General features: G+C 59.8%; 15 protein-coding genes and 1 pseudogene. 12 read left to right on the forward strand and 4 right to left on the reverse strand.

The genetic code is table 11. The annotated features are described in order from the left end of the window. Positions 1-132 precede the first annotated feature (132 nt). Positions 133-1,635, reverse strand: coding sequence for a glycerol kinase GlpK (glpK, locus tag ACTG2G_RS18860; RefSeq protein WP_204477386.1), 1,503 nt, complete (start codon positions 1,633-1,635; stop codon positions 133-135). 54 nt (positions 1,636-1,689) lie between these two features. Then, a complete protein-coding gene (locus ACTG2G_RS18865; protein ID WP_005350866.1) occupies positions 1,690-2,538 on the reverse strand; it encodes an MIP/aquaporin family protein in 849 nt (282 codons plus the stop codon). A gap of 489 nt (positions 2,539-3,027) precedes the next feature. Between ACTG2G_RS18865 and glpT the strand changes: the two genes are divergently transcribed. The 9 genes from glpT to ACTG2G_RS18910 all read left to right on the forward strand — a co-directional run bounded on the left by glpT (position 3,028) and on the right by ACTG2G_RS18910 (position 12,929). Beyond that, a complete protein-coding gene (glpT, locus tag ACTG2G_RS18870) occupies positions 3,028-4,386 on the forward strand; it encodes a glycerol-3-phosphate transporter (RefSeq protein ID WP_005337540.1) in 1,359 nt (452 codons plus the stop codon). A gap of 102 nt (positions 4,387-4,488) precedes the next feature. After that, positions 4,489-5,247, forward strand: coding sequence for a DeoR/GlpR family transcriptional regulator (locus ACTG2G_RS18875; protein ID WP_005337538.1), 759 nt, complete (start codon positions 4,489-4,491; stop codon positions 5,245-5,247). Positions 5,248-5,564: 317 nt separating this feature from the next. Next, on the forward strand, positions 5,565-7,052 hold the full coding sequence (gene glpD, locus ACTG2G_RS18880) for a glycerol-3-phosphate dehydrogenase (protein ID WP_005350869.1): 1,488 nt from the start codon (positions 5,565-5,567) through the stop codon (positions 7,050-7,052). 96 nt (positions 7,053-7,148) lie between these two features. Beyond that, positions 7,149-8,237 carry a glycerophosphodiester phosphodiesterase gene (gene glpQ / locus ACTG2G_RS18885; protein WP_439985749.1) on the forward strand — a complete coding sequence of 363 codons (1,089 nt, stop codon included), beginning with the start codon at positions 7,149-7,151 and terminating at the stop codon, positions 8,235-8,237. 218 nt (positions 8,238-8,455) lie between these two features. Continuing rightward, positions 8,456-8,938, forward strand: a complete 483-nt coding sequence (gene eco, locus ACTG2G_RS18890; RefSeq protein WP_005337529.1) for a serine protease inhibitor ecotin — start codon at positions 8,456-8,458, stop codon at positions 8,936-8,938. A gap of 298 nt (positions 8,939-9,236) precedes the next feature. Continuing rightward, the gene (locus ACTG2G_RS18895) at positions 9,237-9,608 is read left to right on the forward strand and encodes a DUF413 domain-containing protein (RefSeq protein WP_421171905.1); all 372 of its coding nucleotides are present in this window, start codon (positions 9,237-9,239) and stop codon (positions 9,606-9,608) included. Further along, complete coding sequence (gene hdfR, locus ACTG2G_RS18900) at positions 9,608-10,480, forward strand: HTH-type transcriptional regulator HdfR (RefSeq protein WP_005337525.1); 873 nt, start codon at positions 9,608-9,610, stop codon at positions 10,478-10,480. The genes ACTG2G_RS18895 and hdfR overlap by 1 nt, the downstream gene beginning before the upstream one ends. 171 nt (positions 10,481-10,651) lie before the next feature. Beyond that, positions 10,652-11,593 (forward strand): hypothetical protein, encoded by a 942-nt coding sequence (locus ACTG2G_RS18905; protein WP_421324313.1) that lies wholly within the window; start codon positions 10,652-10,654, stop codon positions 11,591-11,593. Positions 11,594-11,738: 145 nt separating this feature from the next. Beyond that, a complete protein-coding gene (locus tag ACTG2G_RS18910; protein ID WP_439985750.1) occupies positions 11,739-12,929 on the forward strand; it encodes an amino acid aminotransferase in 1,191 nt (396 codons plus the stop codon). Between the two features lie 106 nt (positions 12,930-13,035). Here ACTG2G_RS18910 and ACTG2G_RS18915 read toward each other — a convergent pair whose 3' ends face one another. Beyond that, entirely contained in the window at positions 13,036-13,539 is a 504-nt protein-coding gene (locus tag ACTG2G_RS18915) for a DUF2062 domain-containing protein (RefSeq protein WP_421324317.1), read from the reverse strand. Further along, entirely contained in the window at positions 13,533-14,051 is a 519-nt protein-coding gene (locus ACTG2G_RS18920) for a DUF2062 domain-containing protein (protein WP_005350890.1), read from the reverse strand. Before ACTG2G_RS18920 ends, ACTG2G_RS18915 begins: the two co-directional genes overlap by 7 nt. A gap of 27 nt (positions 14,052-14,078) precedes the next feature. Between ACTG2G_RS18920 and ACTG2G_RS18925 the strand changes: the two are divergent. The 3 genes and pseudogenes from ACTG2G_RS18925 (at position 14,079) to lpxK (ending at position 19,141) form a co-directional block, all read left to right on the forward strand. After that, positions 14,079-16,278: pseudogene (locus ACTG2G_RS18925) on the forward strand (DNA internalization-related competence protein ComEC/Rec2). A 104-nt stretch (positions 16,279-16,382) separates the two neighbouring features. Continuing rightward, positions 16,383-18,146, forward strand: a complete 1,764-nt coding sequence (msbA, locus tag ACTG2G_RS18930) for a lipid A ABC transporter ATP-binding protein/permease MsbA (protein ID WP_429067301.1) — start codon at positions 16,383-16,385, stop codon at positions 18,144-18,146. Next, positions 18,146-19,141, forward strand: a complete 996-nt coding sequence (gene lpxK, locus ACTG2G_RS18935) for a tetraacyldisaccharide 4'-kinase (RefSeq protein WP_421171908.1) — start codon at positions 18,146-18,148, stop codon at positions 19,139-19,141. Before msbA ends, lpxK begins: the two co-directional genes overlap by 1 nt. Positions 19,142-19,177: the final 36 nt, after the last annotated feature.

Here is a 19,177-nt window from a genome sequence, read left to right on the forward strand (position 1 = left end):
TGAGAACAAGATTCACCAGATAAAAACAGGGGGAGCAACGGGAGGGGAGGGCCGGCAAGGGGTAGACAAAAAGAGGCCGACGTGATGGTCGGCCTCCTTGGTGTTTATCTCAACGGAATGTCGGGAGCCTGATCAATCCTCTTCAGCCCAACGGCGTGAACGCTCAACCGCTTTTTTCCAGCCGTTGTAGCGCTTGGCGCGATCGTCTCTGTCCATCTGCGGGATGAACTCGCGGTCCACGCTGAACTTGTCTTCCAGCTCGTCGGAGCTCTTCCAGAAGCCGACTGCCAGACCCGCCAGGAAGGCAGCGCCCATGGCGGTGGTCTCGATGCGGGTCGGACGTACCACCGGGGTGTGCATCATGTCAGCCTGGAACTGCATCAGGAAGTCGTTGGCCACGGCGCCGCCGTCTACCTTGAGGGCAGCCAGCTTGATGCCGGAGTCTTGCTGCATGGCATCCAGCACATCGCGGCTCTGATAGGCGATGGATTCCAGCGCGGCACGGATGATGTGGTTGCGGTTGGCGCCACGGGTCAGGCCGACCATGGTGCCGCGAGCATAGGGATCCCAGTAGGGCGCGCCTAGGCCGACGAAGGCCGGTACCAGATAGACGCCGTTGGTGTCACCCACCTTGGAGGCGAAGTAGTCGGTATCGCGGGCATCGTGAATGATCTTCAGCTCGTCACGCAGCCACTGGATGGTGGCGCCGCCCATAAACACCGCACCTTCCAGCGCGTAGTTCACTTCCCCTTTCGGGCCGATGGCAACGGTAGTCAGCAGGCCGTTGCTGGAGCGAACCGGCTCGGTGCCGGTGTTCATCAGCATGAAGCAGCCGGTGCCGTAGGTGTTCTTGGCCATCCCTTTTTCAAAGCAGAGCTGGCCGAACAGGGCAGACTGCTGGTCACCGGCGATACCGGCGATGGGGATGCGGGAGCCGCCACCACGGGTGGTGTAGCCGTACACTTCGGAAGAGGGTTTCACTTCCGGCAGCATGGACATGGGGATGCCCAGCTCGTCCAGCATCTTCTCGTCCCACTTCAGCTCGCGGATGTTGTAGAGCATGGTACGGGAGGCGTTGGTCGGGTCGGTGACGTGCACTTCGCCATTGGTCATCTTCCAGACCAGCCAGGTGTCGATGGTGCCAAACAGCAGCTCGCCGTTCATCGCTTTCTCGCGGGCACCTTCCACGTTGTCGAGGATCCACTTCACCTTGGTACCGGAGAAGTAGGCATCCAGCACCAGGCCGGTGTTCTCGCGAACATACTCTTCCAGACCGCGTGCTTTCAGCTCTTCGCAGATGGCGGCGGTGCGGCGGCACTGCCAGACGATGGCGTTGTAGATGGGCTTGCCGGTGGCCTTTTCCCATACCACTGTGGTTTCACGCTGGTTGGTGATACCGATGGCGGCGATCTCTTCGCTGCGAAGGCCAGTCTTGGCCAGCACTTCGGTAAAGACAGAGGATTGGGTCGCCCAGATCTCCATCGGGTCGTGCTCTACCCAGCCCGCTTTCGGGTAGTGCTGGGTGAATTCGCGCTGGGAGGTACCGACAATATTGGCATCCTGATCAAACACGATGGCGCGGGAAGAGGTGGTTCCCTGGTCCAGAGCGACGACATATTTCTTTTCAGCAGACATGATGTTCTCCACGTTTCTATTTTCCACGTTTTTATACGTTGGAGGGGGCCGCTCTTATGCGGCAGCCTCTTCTTTGGCGGTTTGGGTCGCTTGCTCGGTGGTGACGACACGGTTGCCCGGGACGCAGGGAGCCAGCACTTTGACATACAGAGCGGTACCAATCTGGGCGCCAACGATGGGGCCAAGGATCGGAACCCAGAAGTAGGGGTTGTCACGACCACCGGTCAGGGCAACATCACCCCAGCCAGCAAAGAACGCGAACAGTTTCGGACCAAAGTCACGGGCCGGGTTCATGGCAAAACCGGTTAACGGGCCAAGGGAGGCACCGATCACCGCGATCAGGATACCGATCAGCAGGGCGGCAGCGAAACCCTTGGGGGCGCCGTTGTTGTTGTCACCCAGCGCCATGATGCCCAGCATCAGGACGGCGGTGATCACCAGCTCGACGGCAAAAGCTTGCATGTTGGTCAGCAGGGCATTGGGGTAGGTGGAGAAGATCCCGGCGGTGCCGAGGCTCTCGACACTGCCGCGCACCACGTTATGGGTCACTTCCCATTGGGTGAAAAGGTTACCATAAAGGAAGTAGACAAGGGCGGCGAAGCAGAAGGCACCGGCCATCTGGGCGATGATGTAGGGCACCACCTTGCGCTTGTCGAAACCGCAGAAGGTCATCAGCGCCAGGGTGACGGCCGGGTTCAGGTGGGCACCTGAAATACCGCCGGTCACATAGATGGCGATGGCCACGCCCAGACCCCAGGTAATGGAAATTTCCCACTGCCCGAAGTTGGCGCCTGCCAGCACCAGTGCCGCCACACATCCGACACCGAAAAATATCAGCAGGCCGGTTCCGATAAACTCGGCGATGCACTCGCCAAGCAGGGTATTGGGTCTTTGTATGCTCATACTTTTATTCCTTATATCCACCCGTAGAGGTTTGATGTTCCGTTCTATCTTTTTGTGTCTATCCGTTGCTGCCGAAAACGTTTCCTTGTTGTTTTTGCGTCTTGCGCAAACGTTATGCTCGTTTGCGCTCGTTATCGGTCGTGACAGAAAATAACCCTTCCCAATAATTTCACCATCCCCCCTCCATAGGAAATGTGGACAAGATCCCACTCATTGCTAAGAAAATGTGACGTAAAGCATCTTGATAACAGTTAGTTACCACTTAGGGGGTAGCTTGCAACCCTTGCCACACAAGGGCTGGCGCTTGCTGAGCAATTTCTCATTTGGAGCTTTTATTTGTAATAAAACTGCAATATTTGAGCATGCATCACAGATTAAATGAGCGCATATGAGCACAATTGGCTCGCTTGCGAATCGGTGGACTCACATGATTCGTTGGAATGGTCAGGGCATCCTCAACCGCCCATAACAACAATAAGGAAGCAGAACATGCTTAGTCTCTTCAGGCCTGCGGCGCACATCGACAGGCTCCCGGCTGACAAGGTCGACCCCTTCTACAAACGCATGCGTTGGCAGGTGTTTTTCGGGATCTTCTTCGGTTACGCCGGCTACTATCTAGTACGGAAAAACTTCAGTCTGGCGATGCCCTATCTGATCGAGCAGGGCTTTTCCCGTGGTGATCTCGGTTTCGCGCTCTCCGGGGTCTCCATTGCCTATGGTCTCTCCAAATTTCTGATGGGGAACGTCTCTGACCGTTCCAACGCCCGTTACTTCCTCTCCGCCGGTCTGCTGCTCTCGGCTGCCATCATGTTCATGATGGGTACCATGCACTGGGCCACCTCCAGCATTGCCATCATGTTCGTGCTGTTGTTCCTGAACGGTTGGGCACAGGGCATGGGCTGGCCGCCCTGCGGTCGCACCATGGTGCATTGGTGGTCACAGAAAGAGCGCGGCGAAGTGGTTGCGGTCTGGAACGTGGCGCACAACGTGGGTGGCGGCATGATTGGCCCGCTGTTTATCCTCGGGATGGGTTGGTTCAACGACTGGCGCAGTGCCTTCTATGTGCCTGCGGCAGCGGCGGCCGCCATCGCAGTGATCGCCTTCTTCGTGATGCGTGATACCCCGCAATCGGTCGGTCTGCCTCCTATCGAGGAGTACAAGAACGACTATCCGAAGGATTACAACGAGAGCCACGAGCAGGAGTTCTCCGCCAAGGAGATCTTCGTCAAGTACGTGCTGCACAACAAACTGCTGTGGTATATCGCGATCGCCAACGCCTTCGTTTACCTCATTCGTTACGGTGTGCTGGACTGGGCGCCAACCTACCTGAAAGAGGCCAAGCACTTCACCGTCGACAACTCCTCCTGGGCTTACTTCCTCTACGAGTGGGCCGGTATTCCGGGCACCCTGCTGTGTGGCTGGATTTCTGACAAGATGTTCCAGGGCCGCCGAGCCCCGGCCGGTATCCTGTTCATGGTGCTGGTGACCCTGGCTGTGCTGGTTTACTGGTTCAACCCGGCCGGCAACCCGACCATCGACATGATGGCGCTGGTGGCTATCGGCTTCCTGATCTACGGTCCTGTCATGCTGATCGGCCTCTATGCTCTTGAGCTGGCACCGAAGAAAGCAGCCGGTACTGCGGCAGGTTTCACCGGTCTGTTCGGTTATCTGGGCGGCGCCGTGGCAGCCAACGCCATGCTGGGTTATACCGTTGACCACTTCGGTTGGGATGGCGGCTTCATGGTGCTGACCGTCTCCTGCGTGCTCTCCATCATTCTGCTGGCGATGACCCTCAAGCATGAGAACATTGCCGTTGCGGCCAAGAAAGCGGCTGCCCATAAGGCATAAAACGTGATCCTCAGCTTATTGATCCCAAAGGGGATCAGGTAAACTGCCAAAAGGCCCCGCATCTGCCGGGGCCTTTTTTTGTCTCATCATCGGAGTGCAAGCGTGAAGCAAACCCAACGACATCTGGAGATCCTGGACGTCCTGACGCGGCAGGGATTTGTCTCGACCGACGATCTGGTGACCCACTTTGACGTCAGCCCCCAGACCATTCGCCGGGATCTGAACGATCTCGCCGAACAGAACAAGATCCGGCGCCATCATGGCGGTGCCTCCCTGCATTCGAGTACCGTCAATACCGCCTACAGCGCCCGTAAAGTGATGCAACTCAAGGAGAAAGAGCGCATCGCCCGCGAGGTCGCTGCCAATATTCCCGACGGCTCATCGCTCTTTATCGACATCGGTACCACCACCGAAGCTATTGCCCGCGCCCTGCTCGATCACCGCGAGCTGCGCATCGTCACCAACAACCTCAACGTGGCCAGCATTCTGACGGCCAAGGATGACTTCACCGTCATCATTGCCGGCGGCGAGATCCGCAACCGCGATGGCGGCATCGTGGGGGAGGCGACCCGCGACTTTATCGGCCAGTTTCGCATGGACTATGGCGTCATCGGGATTTCGGGGATCGACAACGACGGCTCCCTGCTCGATTTCGACTATCACGAGGTGAAGATCGCCCAGGCCATCATCGCCCACTCCCGTCAGGTGTTCCTGGCCGCCGACCACACCAAGTTTGGTCGCAATGCCATGGTCAATCTGGGCAATCTCAGCCAGATCCACGCCCTCTTTACCGATCAGGAGCCACCGGAAAAGCTGGCGCGATTGATGGCGCAACACCAGATCGCCTGCCACATCTGCTGACGGCGAAACACGCCAAGGCTGTGCCGGTCGCCCGTCAGGGCGGCCTCCTTTCTCTTTCTCTCCCCCAGTCCCGCACTCATCTCACCCCTTTATGGGTATTGCCAAAACCACTATTCAATCAGGTTTTTTTGGCTATTAACCCGCCGGTTTTGGCCCGACGCCATTCGGTCACTTGCCGTATCACTTTTGCCACCTCTGGCGGGCTGTGGCGATCACACTTTCGCCATAAAATGTTCGTTTGTTGTATTTTCATGTTCTAAAATGAGCGAAATCAAACATTGCTGTTATAGCAATCATAAAAATGAAAGTAGGTGAACATGAGCGAACATTATGATCTGGTCGTCGTCGGTGGCGGCATCAACGGGGTCGGCATCGCAGCCGATGCGGCAGGACGGGGTCTGAAGGTTGCCCTGTTTGAGGCGCAAGATCTCGCCTCTGCCACCTCGTCCAACTCCAGCAAGCTGATCCACGGCGGTTTGCGCTATCTCGAGCATTACGAATTCCGGCTGGTGAAAGAGGCGTTGGCGGAGCGTGAGGTGCTGCTCGGTATGGCGCCTCACATCGCCCGTCCCATGCGTTTTCGCCTGCCGCACCGCCCGCACCTGCGTCCGGCCTGGATGATCCGCGCCGGTCTGTTCCTCTATGACAATCTGGCCAAGCGCGACAAGCTAAAGGGGAGCTGTGGCGTGCGCTTCCTGCCGCAAGATGGTTTGACCGCAGGGATCAACAAGGGGTTTGAATACTCGGATGCCTGGGTCGACGATGCCCGGCTGGTTGTGCTTAACGCCATGATGGCCCGTGACAAGGGGGCCGACGTGCAGACCCGCACCCGTTGCATCAAGGCGGTGCGCGGATCCAAACACTGGACGCTCACTTTGGAGCGGGAAGGGGGCGAGCAGTTCACCGTCACCTGCCGTGGTCTGGTCAATGCGGCGGGCCCCTGGGTCAAGACCTTCTATGACGAGAGCCTGCACGAGAAATCCCCCCGCGGCATTCGCCTTATTAAAGGCAGCCACATGATAGTGCCGCGCATCCATGAGCGCGAAGAGGCCTATATCCTGCAAAACGAAGACAACCGCATCGTCTTCGTCATCCCTTATCAGCAGGACTACTCCCTCATCGGCACCACGGATGTGGAGCACCACGGCAGTCCGCGGGAAGCGAAGATCAGCGAGGCCGAAATTACCTACCTGTGCAAGGTGGTCAACGCCCACTTCACTCGCCAAATTGCGCCGAAAGATGTGATCTGGACCTATGCCGGGGTGCGCCCGCTCTGTGACGACGAGTCAGACTCGCCGCAGGCGGTGACCCGCGACTACACCCTCGAGCTCTCTGGCGAGTCTGACGGTGCGCCGCTCTTGTCGGTGTTTGGCGGAAAGCTCACCACCTATCGCAAGCTGGCACAGGCCGCCTGCAACAAGCTCAAGCCCTGGTTCAGCCAGATGGGGGATGACTGGACGGCGACCAGCCGTCTGCCCGGCGGCGAGTTTGACTGCTCGGTACGCGAGCTGGCCCGCGCCTTTGCGCTGGAGTTTGACTGGCTCGATGATCGCAGCGCCCTGCGCATTGCCGAGGCCTATGGTGCCCATGCCCGTCTCTGGCTGAAAGAGGATCGCGGCATTCACTTCGGTGGCGGCCTGTACGAGTCGGAAGTGCGTTATCTCATCGAGCGGGAGTGGGCCTGTTCACTGGACGATATCCTCTGGCGCCGCAGCAAGCTGGGGCTGCGCCTGAACGAGTCAGAGCAGCAAATGCTGCAGATCTGGCTCGACCAATACCATCAGGCTCTGCGCAAGGCGAGCTGATGAGTGACGGTGGGCAGTGCGCTGCTGCCCACCGTAAATATGAAACAAACCTCTGATAGAACAATTACCTACACACAATAATAAAGAGCATCACATATGAAAAAACTCGCCGTTTCCCTCATCGCCTTGAGCCTTGGGGCCTCCCTCTCATTACCCGTGTTGGCTGCCGATGAAGGCAAGGTGGTTATCGCCCACCGTGGCGCTTCCGGCTACCTGCCCGAGCATACCCTGGAGTCCAAGGCGCTGGCATATGGCATGGGGGCCGATTATCTGGAGCAGGATCTGGTGATGACCAAGGATGACCAGCTGGTGGTGATGCACGATCACTTCCTCGATGGCATCACCGATGTGGCGGCGCGCTTCCCCGGTCGTGTCCGTCCGGACGGTCGTTACTATGTGGTGGATTTCACTCTGGATGAGGTGCGTTCCCTGCGTATGACCGAGCCATTCCAGCTGGTGGATGGCAAGCAGGTGCCGGTCTATCCGGCCCGCTTCCCGCTCTGGAAGTCAGACTTCAAGATCCACACCTTCCAGGAGGAGATCGAGATGATCCAGGGGCTCAACAAGAGCACCGGCAAGAACATCGGCATCTACCCGGAGATCAAAGCGCCCTGGCTGTTCCGTCACGAAGGCAAGGATATCTCCAAGGCGGTGCTGAAGGTGCTCAAGGAGTACGGCTATACCGGGAAGGATGACAAGGTCTATCTGCAGTGCTTCGATGCCGATGAACTCAAGCGCATCAACAGCGAACTGATGCCCGCCATGGGTATGGATCTGAAACTGGTGCAGCTGATGGCCGAGACCGACTGGAACGAGACCATGGTCTACGACGCCAAGGGCAAGGCGACCCCCTACAACTATGACTGGATGTTCAAGCCGGGGGCGATGAAAACCATCGCCAGCTATGCCGAAGGGATTGGCCCGTGGAAGCCGATGATCGTCACCGAGCCGGGCACTTTGGGCAAGCCGGTCTTCACCGGCATGGTAAAAGAAGCCCATGCGGCGGGCCTGAAAGTTCACCCCTATACTTTCCGTCAGGATGAGGGGCAGATCCCGGCCTATGCCAAGGACTTCACCGATCTCCTTAATATCTTCCTCTATCAGGCTGATGTGGATGGGGTGTTCAGTGACTTCCCTGACAAGGCGGTGGCCGTCATCAAGGCCCATCAAGAGGCGGCCAAATAGCACTCTGGCGCCATTTGAATGCAAAGCGAGGCCAATTGGCCTCGCTTTTTGTTTCAGGCTCTTGCAACGGGAGTGTGCGCCCTGTCAGAAAATAGCCAGATCACGTCATGGTGTGCCGGATCTGCATCATTTTACGCAGTTTTTACGTAGCAGATCGCTGGCATGAAATCGGCAGAGCGGTTAGTCTAGCGGCGTTGAACCAACCCCATGAGGTACAGATGAAAACCGTATTGCGTTTTAGCCTGCTGGGCGCCTTGTTGCTGGGTGGCCATGCCTTCGCCGCCGAGCCGAAAAAATTTGATATCAGCATGTTCCCAGCCGCTGACGTGAATCAGGAACGTGTGGTGATCCGCCTGCCTGAAGTCGAGAAAGAAGCCGACATGATGGTCGAGCTGCAGGTCGGCAAAAAGATGATGGTTGATTGCAACGTACCGCGTTTTGCAGGCAACCTGGAACAGCACAGCGTCAAAGGCTGGGGCTACAACTACCTGAAACTGGGCAAAGTCTCTGACCCCATCAGCACCCTGATGATGTGCCCGGATAACCAGCAGAAAGAGACCTTCGTCCAGATCTACGGTCAGGGCTTCTTCGTGAACTACAACTCAAAACTGCCGTTCGTGATTTACGTGCCGCAGGAGTATGAAGTGCGCTACCGTCTGTGGCGTGCCGACAACCTGGCCCAACCGGCCATGATTGAGTAAGCATGTTTGAACCAAAGGTTCAGCTGGTTCACCTGATGTGATAAATAAAGCGCCGTATGGCGCTTTATTTTTGCCTGTGCAGTCCCAAAAGTGACGTGCAAATTGGCTGTACGTTTACATAAGTTTATTATTTATCAACGTTTTTTGTGTGTTATGCCACAAAATCGGCGCCAGCGATGGGGCAAAGTGACTTCGATAAAAGATATTTATTAACATAGTGAGAAAATTGATTTTGCACTCAGCGATGGCCTGATGATACTTGCCCGCAAAGGTCAAACTAACCAGAAAAAAGAGCACTATGAGCTTCGAATCAGACAAGCGTTTCAACGACTTCAAACATTTTCCCCGTGGCCTGCGTCGCAGTGGCGAATTCACTGTGGCCGAAGCGGACAGTCTGGAAAAGTATGGTACCGCCATGCTGGCACTCTACCAGGGCAACCTTGCACCCCGTGACGATGTCGAGTCCGCCTTCGTCGAGCAGGTCAAATCCGGCGAAGCCGGTGCCAACCCCCATGCCAAGGTGTGGTTCAAGTACCTCAAGGTGATCGGTCCCAAGCGCGTTCATCGCCTCTGCACCGTCGTTGGCGGCGCCAGCGAAGAGAGCAGCGGTGGCGGCAGCTTTGATGTCGGTGGTGGCAGCGGCGGTAGCAGTGACGAGTCCATCGATTAATGGATACCGAGCTGCTTCGGACCTTTATCGAGGTGAGCAAGACCCGGCATTTTGGCCGGGCTGCTGAAAATCTCTACCTGACCCAGTCGGCGGTGAGTTTCCGGATCCGCCAGCTAGAGCAGCAACTGGGTGTCAGTTTGTTTGCCCGTCATCGCAACAACATCCGCCTGACCGCCTCCGGTGAGCGTCTGCTGCCCTATGCAGACGCCATCTTGCATACCCTTGGTCGTGCCAAGCAGGATGTGGCGCTCTCGCCGGGATTCAGCCAGCAATTGGCCATCGGCGCGCCCGCGGTGTTCTGGGAGCTCGATTTCAACGACTGGCTCAATCACATCTATGCACTGGCGCCCGGTTTGGCGGTGCGGCTGGAAACAGCCTCCCGCGAGCACCTCTGCCGTCAGCTGCTGGAGCGCTCCCTCGATCTGGCCCTGCTCTCCGAGCCCACCAAGATCGACGAGATTGCCCTGCATCCCATCGGTGAGCTGGTGTTCGAGCTGGTGAGTCGGGATCCGGCCGCCAATGCCGACAACCTGATGCAGATGCCGCACATCCACCTCGACTGGGGCACCAGCTTCGAGCCGCAACCCAGCCGCTTGCAGAGCCTGCAAAAGACCCCGGTGCTGCACTCCAGCTCCGCTAGCATGGCGTTGCAGTTCGTGCTGGCCAACGGTGGTGCGGCCTACCTGCCACGGCGCATGGTCAGCCCCTTCCTCGAGAAGGGGGCGCTCCATCTGGTGGAGGGGGGCCAGCCGCTGAGCCGTCCGCTCTATCTTGCATATCTGGAGAAATCCGATCGCCGTGAGCTGATCGATCAGCTGTTGACCCTGCCACTGGGTTGGCACGACGCCGAACTGCGCCTCAACGTCGAATAAGCGTCGAGTGTTATCCAAGAAAGAGCCCACCCCACTGTGGGCTCTTCTGTTTGGAGCAGATTGCAGGGAGCGAGGTCACGTAATTGGCGCGGGAGGCTTGGCGTCATCGGCCTGTAACGGTACCTTTTCAGGCTGTTTATCCGATTGAGCACTGACAGGGATGGATTGTAATTGATCGACTTTAGTCACCCCGAGTGGCGGGCGCTGGCGCAGCAGTTGCTGAGCCACTCACCTGTGGTGATCCGTGGCCGTCAGTGGCAACCGCTGGTGGGCCTGCTCAAGGATAACCAGCTGCTGCTTGCCCACGGCAACCACAGCTATGAGCTCACCCCGGCCGGGCGGCGCTATCTCACCCGCGAGCTGATGCTGGCCGAGATCGCCACCGCTCCCCCCGAGCCCGAGGAGTGGTTGCATGCTCAGGGCTGGCAATTGGGGGAGCAGGTCAACGAACGGGTGCTGGCGGCGCTCTATCGCAAGAGCGAAGTGAACTTCACCCCCAACGAGCAGATCGATTTCGAGGACAAGGGGATCCGGCTCTGTGCCGATCAGCTGTTGCGCTTGCGCGCCGCCCAGCCGTTCAGCCTCTTTTTCAGCGGCGGCACCCTGATCGACGCAGCCCCCTGGTTGCAGGCGCTGGGGGAGGTGGCGCTGCCCGAGCGCACCCTGGCGGGTCTTGGCAAGATCCTGTGGGGGGAGGGGAGCATCGAGCGGGTGATCACCACAGACAGCGTCGGCGCCTTTGCCGAGCTGCCTCTTGAACCCGGCACCTTGCTGGTGTGGGCACCCCCATCGGCTCCCCTTGCCTTGCAGCAGGTGGTGGCCGCCTTGCCCCCCAATGTGCTGTGGAGTCATCTCACCGCCCTCGACCCTGCCGGGGTGGATCGGCTGCAGGCACTGGCCCAGCGCTTGGGTCGTCCGGCCAGCTGGTGGCTGCCTCGTGATCTGGCCCCCATCCTCAGCGCGTATGCCCAACCTTTGACTGAAGCTCGGCCCTGGGAACCGAGCCGGATCCCCAAGCCATTGTTAGCAGTTTGTAGCGGTTTGGTTGAGTCCAATTGTGGCTTGTCGGCCGAGGTGTGTGCGCTGGCGCCAGCGTGGCATGCCGTTGGTTGAAATTGGCCTGAAAGCGAGCCAAAAAGCGGTTTTCCCCCATTGAACGCGGTGATATAAAGAGTTGACGAAGCGCTCGCCAGATGAGCGCTTTTGTTTATCAAGCCGCTTTGCCACCCAACGAACTCAACGGAATACAGGGAATACCATGTTTGAAAAGGTTGTTGCCGCCCCAGCGGATCCGATCCTGGGCCTGACCGAAGCCTTCCGCGCTGACTCTCGCAGCCACAAGATCAATCTGGGCGTAGGGATCTACAAGGACGAGTCCGGTGCCACCCCCATTCTTCACTGCGTCAAGAAAGCCGAGCAGAAGCTGCTGACCGACGAGAAGACCAAGAACTACCTCGGTATTGAAGGCAATATCGAATATGGCCGCATCGTACAGCAACTGCTGTTCGGGCAGCACTCTGCGCTGGTTGCCAGTGGCCGCGCCAAGACCGCGCAAGCGCCGGGCGGTACCGGGGCCCTGCGTATCGCGGCCGAATTCGTGGTGCGCAACGGTCTGGCCAAGACAATCTGGATCTCCGATCCCACCTGGGCCAACCACGTCAGCGTGTTCCAGGCCGCGGGCCTGACCGTCAAGTGGTACAAGTACTACGACGCCGCCACCAAGGGGCTCGACTTTGCTGCCATGCAGGCCTCGCTGGCCGAAGTGCAGCCGGGTGAGCTGGTGCTGCTGCACGGCTGCTGCCACAACCCGACCGGTATCGACCCCACTAGCGATCAGTGGCGCGCGCTGGCCAAGCAGAGTGCTGCCGCCGGCTGGTTGCCGCTGTTTGACTTCGCCTATCAGGGTTTTGCCCGTGGTATCGAAGAGGATGCCGAAGGCCTGCGCATCTTCGCCGAGTGCCATGACGAGCTGCTGGTGGCGAGCTCTTTCTCCAAGAACTTCGGCCTCTACAACGAGCGGGTCGGCGCCTTCACGCTGGTCAGCGCGACCAAAGAGATCGCCGATGTGGCCTTCACCCAGGTCAAGACCGTCATTCGTGCCAACTACTCCAACCCGCCGTCACACGGCGCCGCTGTGGTCACCGCCGTGGTGAGCGATCCGGCTCTCTATGCCGAGTGGGTCGAAGAAGTGGCTGCCATGCGGGTGCGTATTCGCGAGATGCGCGAGCTGCTGGTCGAGAAGCTGGCTGCCCTCGGCGTGAGGCAGGATTTCAGCTTTATCCGCGAGCAGAACGGCATGTTCTCCTTCTCCGGTCTCACCAAGGATCAGGTGGAGCGCCTCAAGAGCGAATTTGCCATCTACATCGTCGGCTCAGGCCGGATCAGCGTAGCCGGTATTACCCGCGCCAATATAGATCCCCTGTGCGAGGCGATCGCCAAGGTGCTGTAATCGCATTGCCTTGTGCTCTGGCACTATGCCATGAAAAAGCCCGTCACCTTGGTGACGGGCTTTTTTGATCGTCAACGGCTGATCGCCAAACAAGGGTAAGGGCGGCTCAGTGGTGGCGGGTACCTTGCCACCATTTGCGCAGTTGCAGCAGCAGCGCGGTCAGGGCGCCGCCGCTCAGGGCGGTGAGTACCGCCAGCAGCAGGCTGCCGAGCAGGAAGGGAGGCACCAGGGTGGCCGCCTCCTGCTCCAGCCAGTGCAGGGTCCAGCTGAGGTGGAAAGGCTCCGGCGTTTTGTGCAGTACCAGACAACCGGTGCGATAGGCGTAGAGATACATGAACGGCAGGGTCAGCGGATTGTTGAACCAGACCGCCAGCAGTGCCAGCGGCAGGTTGAGGCTGAATGCCAGCGCCAGACCGACTGCGATGAGCGAGTGCATCGGGATTGGGAACCAGCAGGCGAAGATCCCGGCCGCCACCGCGCCGCTCAGGGCGCGGGTGCCCCCTTGCCAGAGGGCAGGGGCAAGCAGTCGCTCACCAAACAGGGCAAACCACTTCTGCTGGCGCAGGGTATCGGGATCGAGCTTGAAACGGGCAAACCAGCGACTCAGCATGGGCGGGCCATCTTGCGTTTTTGCCACTGGCGCACCGTGCTGATCCGCCAGAAGGTGCGGATCAGGGTGTAGCCGATAAGGGAACTGAGCAGGGCCAAGATCAGCGAGCCCAGCAACAGCGGCGGTGCCACTGTGCCCAGTACCGAGACCAGCCACTCCCAGGTGAATTCAATCTCGATCTGCTGCGCCGAATGTCCCAGCAACTGGCAACCCACCAGATAGGCGCCATAGAGCAGGGGCGGCATGGTAAAGGGGTTGGAGAGCCAGACCAGCGCCACCGAGAGCGGCAGATTGACCCGGCACAGGATGGCGCCACCGGCAGCCAGCAGCATCTGGCAGGGGAGCGGCACCCAGGCCATGAAGAGGCCCACCGCAAATGCCCCGGCAGCCGAGCGGCGGTTGAGGTGCCAGAGGTTGGCATCGAGCAGCAGTTTGCCGAACAGCCGCAGGTGCTTGTGTTCTTTCAGGGTTTGCTGATCGGGCATCCAGCGTTTAATGAGTCGTTTGGGCATATTGAAACCTTGCTAAATACTTGCTCCATGGATCTGCGTCTGTTGTCGTTTGCCCTGGGGGCAAGCCTCACTGCTCTGGCCATGGTTACCTTCACTCGCATGGGGGGGCCTGTTGCTGTCCCTGCTGATCCCCCTTGCATATTGCCGTGCCTGGCGGTGGCTGTTTCTCCTGCTCGGCATCCTCTGGATGCAGGCCAATCTTGCCTATAGGCTGGCCTGGCTGGAGCGGTTGGGCGATCAGACGAGCCACATGATAACCGCACAGCTGCAAAGTGCAGAGCCCGAGGGGGATAAATTTGTCCGGCTGCTGCTGCGGGTGAGCACCCTCGACGAGCAACCGGTGACACCTGAGCCCCTGATCCGGGTCAATGCCTATCAGGCATTACCCGCCATGACAGTGGGCAGCCGGATCACCCTGGTGACCTCGTTGAAACCGGCTCACGGTCTTGCCAACGAGGCGGGGCTGGATGGGCGGCGTCTGCTGCTGGGCAAGGGGATCACCGCCACTGGCAATCTGCGTCGGGTGATAGATATTCAACAGGCACCTGTGGGGTGGCGTGAACGCTGGTTGGGCGCGGCGACCGAGAGTTGGCGCACTCTTGGCCATGCTCCCTTGCTGGCGGCGCTCACTTTTGGCGAGCAGAGTGGCATCACGGATGCCCAGTGGGAGCTGTTTCGCGGTAGCGGCCTGACTCACATAATCGCCATTTCTGGGCAGCACATTGCGCTGGTGGCGGTGCTCGGGTGGTGGCTGGGCAGGTTGTTTTGCCTGCGTGGCGCCATCATCACCTCCCTGCTGTTTGCCGCCGTCTACAGCGCGTTGGCCGGGTTTGCTGTGGCCACCGAGCGGGCCCTGATCATGGTGCTGGTGTGGAGCGTGTTGCGCTGGAGTCGGCGAGAGTGGCCGGCCTGGCGCATCTGGCTGTGGGCCTTTGTGGTATTGACCCTCTGGGATCCCTTCGCCCTCTATTCGGCCGGCTTCTGGCTCTCGTTTCTGGCGGTGGCCATCTTGCTGCTGGTGGGATATCTCCACGACAAGCCGGGGCTCTGGCAGATCCAGCTCTGGCTGCTACTCGGTCTGCTGCCGTTGCAACTGGCGTTGTTCGAGGGGATCGCGCCCCTTGCCATGGTGATCAACCTGTTGGCGGTGCCGCTCTTTTGTATCGCCATCATCCCGCTGGCCCTGATCGGTGTGCTGCTGGCGCCGCTCTCCACCTCGCTTGCCTACGGCCTGTTCTGGCTGGCGGATCTGGGGCTCGGGTGGGTGCTGACCATCCTGAATTGGCTGGCAGACCAACTGCAACTGTGGTGGCCACTGCCCGGTTGGTGGCTGCCACTCTGCACCCTGCTGTTGCTGCTCTGGTTCGCCGCGCAGTGGCGCTCGGCACGCTGGCTCTGGCTACCGGGTCTGTGTGCGCTGTTGCTGGCGCTCTGGCCAACGCCTGCCCGCTGGCAACTGCGGGTGCTGGATGTGGGACAGGGGCTGGCGGTGCTGATCAGCAAGGGGGAGCGAGCCATCCTCTATGACACCGGCGATCGCTATCCCGGAGGCTACAACATGGCGGACGCGGTGATCCTGCCCCAGCTGAGCCATCTGGGGATCCGGGTGATTGATCGCCTCATCATTAGCCACAAGGATCGGGACCATGCCGGCAATCGCAAGCGACTGCTCAGCGCCATGCCGGTGCGCTACGAGCTCTCCTCTTACCCTTTTAGTGAGAGAACGACGCTCTGCCAGCGTGGGCAACAGTGGCGTTGGCAGGGGCTCTCGTTTGCAGTGCTCTGGCCAGAACATCCCGGTGGCGGGCGCAATAACGATGGCTGCGTGGTGCGCATCAGCGATGGGCAGCGCAGCATATTGCTGAGTGCCGATATCGAACGGCAGGCAGAGCTGAGACTGGTGGCGCTGGAGGGGGAGGGGTTGGCCAGCACCTTGCTGGTGAGCCCCCATCATGGCAGTCGCACCTCCTCCACGCCCCCGTTTGTCGCGGCGGTGGTGGCAAAGGAGGTGATCCACAGCGCCGGTTTTATGAATCAGTGGGGCTTTCCCCGTCCCGATGTAGTGGCCCGCTATCGGGATGCCCGCCAGTGGATCACCGGTCAGCAAGGGGCGATGCTGGTCGAACCCACCGCAGCGGGCTTGAGCGTCACCGCCGAGCGAGATCTGGGGCCCTGGTACCGGCGCAGTGGTGAGTGGTGGCGACCGCGAGTGTGGTTTGAGCAATAATCCGCCATTTCTGCCGTGGAGGAATGCGATATAGGTGGCGGCGCTTGGTGTAAGCCTGCGCTTTGGCTAGAATAGCCCGTCATTTCCATTACTAACGGCTATTCATGCAACAAGAAACCTCACAAGAGAGCTGGCCAGTATTCAAACGCCTGCTCGGTTATGTCCGTGATCGCAAGCTGGGCCTGGTCGGTGGCATCATCGGGATGCTGGGCTATGCCGCCGTGGATACCACCTTTGTCTACTCCATCAAGCCGCTGATCGATCAGGGCATCAATGGCAACGACAGCACCGTTTTGAAATGGATGCCTTTCTTCGTCCTCGGCATCGTGGCCCTGCGCGGTGTCGCCAACTTTCTCTCCAACTACTGCATGGCCTGGGTTGGCAACCACGTCGTGATGCGTCTGCAACAGCAGGTGTTCAATCACATGGTGGCGATGCCGATGAGCTTCTTTGACCGTCAGAACACCGGTCATCTGCTCTCCAAGGTGACCTATGACGCCAGTCAGGTATCCTCGGCGGCGAGCACCACGCTGGTGACCCTGGTGCGGGAAGGGGCGACCGTGGTCGGCCTGCTCGGCCTGATGTTCTGGCACTCCTGGCAGCTGTCGGTGATCTTTTTGGTGGTTGGCCCGCTGGTGGGGGTCATCATCGGCCTTATCAGCCGTCGTTTCCGCCAGATCAGCCGTCACATCCAGCAGGCGGTAGGGGATATCACCACCTCCACCGAGCAGATGCTCAAAGGGCACAAAGAGGTGCTGATGTTTGGTGGCCAGAAGGTGGAAGAGAAACGCTTCTTCCAGGTCAGCAACAACATGCGCCAGCAAACCATGAAGATGGTCGCCGCCGATGCCATCGGCAGTCCTGTGGTGCAGATGGTGGCCTCCATCGCGCTGGCTGCCTTCCTCTATGTAGCCACCATCGACAGTGTGCGCAGCGAGCTGACTGCCGGTACGTTTACCGTCATGATCACCTCCATGATGATGCTGCTCAAGCCGCTGAAAAGCCTGACCGACGTCAACAACCAGTTCCAGCGCGCCATCACCGCCTGCCATAGCCTGTTTGGCCTGCTCGACAGCGAGCCGGAGCAGGATATCGGCACCCGCACTCTGGAGCGTGCTCGCGGCGAGATCGAGTTTCGCAACGTCACCTTCACCTACCCGACCAAGGACACCCCGGCGCTGCACAACGTCAGCTTCAAGGTGGAGGCGGGTAAATCGGTGGCGCTGGTGGGCCGTTCCGGCTCTGGCAAGAGTACCATTGCCAGCCTGTTGACCCGCTTCTACGACATCGATCAGGGCGAGATCCTGCTGGACGGCATCAACATCCGCGAATACAAGTTGAGCGAGCTGCGCAAGCAGTACGCGCTGGTCTCCCAGCATGTTCACCTGTTCAATGACTCGGTGGCCAACAACATCGCCTACGCCGCAGAAGACAAATACAGCCGCGACCAGATCGTGCAGGCCGCCCGTATCGCTCACGCCGACGAGTTCGTCAGCAAGATGAGCAACGGGTATGACACTGTGGTTGGCGAGAACGGTGCATCCCTCTCCGGTGGTCAGCGCCAGCGTGTGGCCATCGCCCGCGCTTTGCTGCGCGATGCGCCGGTTCTGCTGCTGGATGAGGCCACTTCGGCCCTCGATACCGAATCCGAGCGCCACATTCAGGCGGCTATCGATGAGCTTTGCAAGGCGCGTACCTCGCTGGTGATCGCCCATCGTCTCTCCACCATCGAGAAGGCGGACGAGATCCTGGTGATCGACGAAGGCCATATCGTCGAGCGCGGGAACCACGAAGCATTGATGGAGCAGCGCGGCACCTATGCCCAGCTGCGCGCCATTCAGTTTGGCAACGCGGGAAGCAAGGCCTGATGCTGGAACGGCTCTGGTATCGCAAAAGTGGCTGGCGCTGGTTGCTGGCCCCCTTTGCCCTGCTGTTTGCCATCATCAGCGGCACCCGCCGCTACGCCTATCGTCACGGCTGGCGCAGGGGGTATCGCGCCTCCTTGCCGGTGATCGTGGTGGGCAATATTTCGGTGGGCGGCAACGGCAAGACGCCGGTCGTGGTCTGGCTGGTGGAGCAGTTGCAAGCCCGCGGCTATCGCCCCGGGGTGGTGAGCCGTGGTTATGGTGGCAAGGCGCCCCATTATCCCTATCGGCTGGATGAGACCAGCACCACGGCGCAGGCCGGAGATGAGCCGGTGCTGATTGCCCGGCGCTGCGGCTGTCCGGTGGTGGTTGCCCCGAAACGGGCCGACGCGGTACGACTGCTGGAGCAGAGCGGTGAAGTGGATATCATCATCACCGACGACGGTCTGCAGCACTATGCGCTGGCCCGCGACATCGAGCTGGTGGTGGTGGACGGCGCGCGCCGTTTCGGCAACGCCTGCTTGCTGCCCATGGGTCCGTTGCGCGAGCCTGTCACTCGTCTCAAACGGGTGGACGCCATCATCTGCAACGGCGGCGAGCCGGGCAAGGGGGAGTACCCCATGCAACTGGTCGCCGACACCCCGCGCCGGGTGCGCGACGATGCCCCGCTTGCTGCCCCCTTGTCGGGGCCGGTCGATGCGTTGGCTGGGATTGGTCATCCGCCCCGCTTCTTTGCCACCCTGGAAGGGCTCGGCTATCAGCTGGATCAGCAGGCCGCCTACGGCGATCATCACCCCTTCGATCGGGATGAGCTGGTGGGCCGCTTTGCCAGCAAGCCGCTGCTGATGACCGAGAAGGATGCGGTCAAGTGTCGTCCGTTTGCCCTCGATAACTGGTGGTATCTGCCGGTCAGTGCCGAGTTGCCCGCCTCCCTGCTCGATGCCCTGCTGCACAAGCTGGGGACAAAGGGGAAGGGCGCGGCCAGGGCGCAAGATTAATCTCTCTTGCCTCGGTGAGGGAGCAGGGGCTTGATA

This window comes from Aeromonas sp. 55A (assembly GCF_051919665.1).
Lineage (GTDB): Bacteria > Pseudomonadota > Gammaproteobacteria > Enterobacterales > Aeromonadaceae > Aeromonas > Aeromonas veronii.

Coding starts and splice junctions, on each gene's coding strand:
- glpK (WP_204477386.1), bottom strand. CDS start 1,635: ATGTCTGCTGAAAAGAAATATGTCGTCGCTCTGGACCAGGGAACCACC.
- ACTG2G_RS18865 (WP_005350866.1), bottom strand. CDS start 2,538: ATGAGCATACAAAGACCCAATACCCTGCTTGGCGAGTGCATCGCCGAG.
- glpT (WP_005337540.1), top strand. CDS start 3,028: ATGCTTAGTCTCTTCAGGCCTGCGGCGCACATCGACAGGCTCCCGGCT.
- glpD (WP_005350869.1), top strand. CDS start 5,565: ATGAGCGAACATTATGATCTGGTCGTCGTCGGTGGCGGCATCAACGGG.
- glpQ (WP_439985749.1), top strand. CDS start 7,149: ATGAAAAAACTCGCCGTTTCCCTCATCGCCTTGAGCCTTGGGGCCTCC.
- eco (WP_005337529.1), top strand. CDS start 8,456: ATGAAAACCGTATTGCGTTTTAGCCTGCTGGGCGCCTTGTTGCTGGGT.
- ACTG2G_RS18895 (WP_421171905.1), top strand. CDS start 9,237: ATGAGCTTCGAATCAGACAAGCGTTTCAACGACTTCAAACATTTTCCC.
- hdfR (WP_005337525.1), top strand. CDS start 9,608: ATGGATACCGAGCTGCTTCGGACCTTTATCGAGGTGAGCAAGACCCGG.
- ACTG2G_RS18910 (WP_439985750.1), top strand. CDS start 11,739: ATGTTTGAAAAGGTTGTTGCCGCCCCAGCGGATCCGATCCTGGGCCTG.
- ACTG2G_RS18915 (WP_421324317.1), bottom strand. CDS start 13,539: ATGCTGAGTCGCTGGTTTGCCCGTTTCAAGCTCGATCCCGATACCCTG.
- ACTG2G_RS18920 (WP_005350890.1), bottom strand. CDS start 14,051: ATGCCCAAACGACTCATTAAACGCTGGATGCCCGATCAGCAAACCCTG.
- msbA (WP_429067301.1), top strand. CDS start 16,383: ATGCAACAAGAAACCTCACAAGAGAGCTGGCCAGTATTCAAACGCCTG.
- lpxK (WP_421171908.1), top strand. CDS start 18,146: ATGCTGGAACGGCTCTGGTATCGCAAAAGTGGCTGGCGCTGGTTGCTG.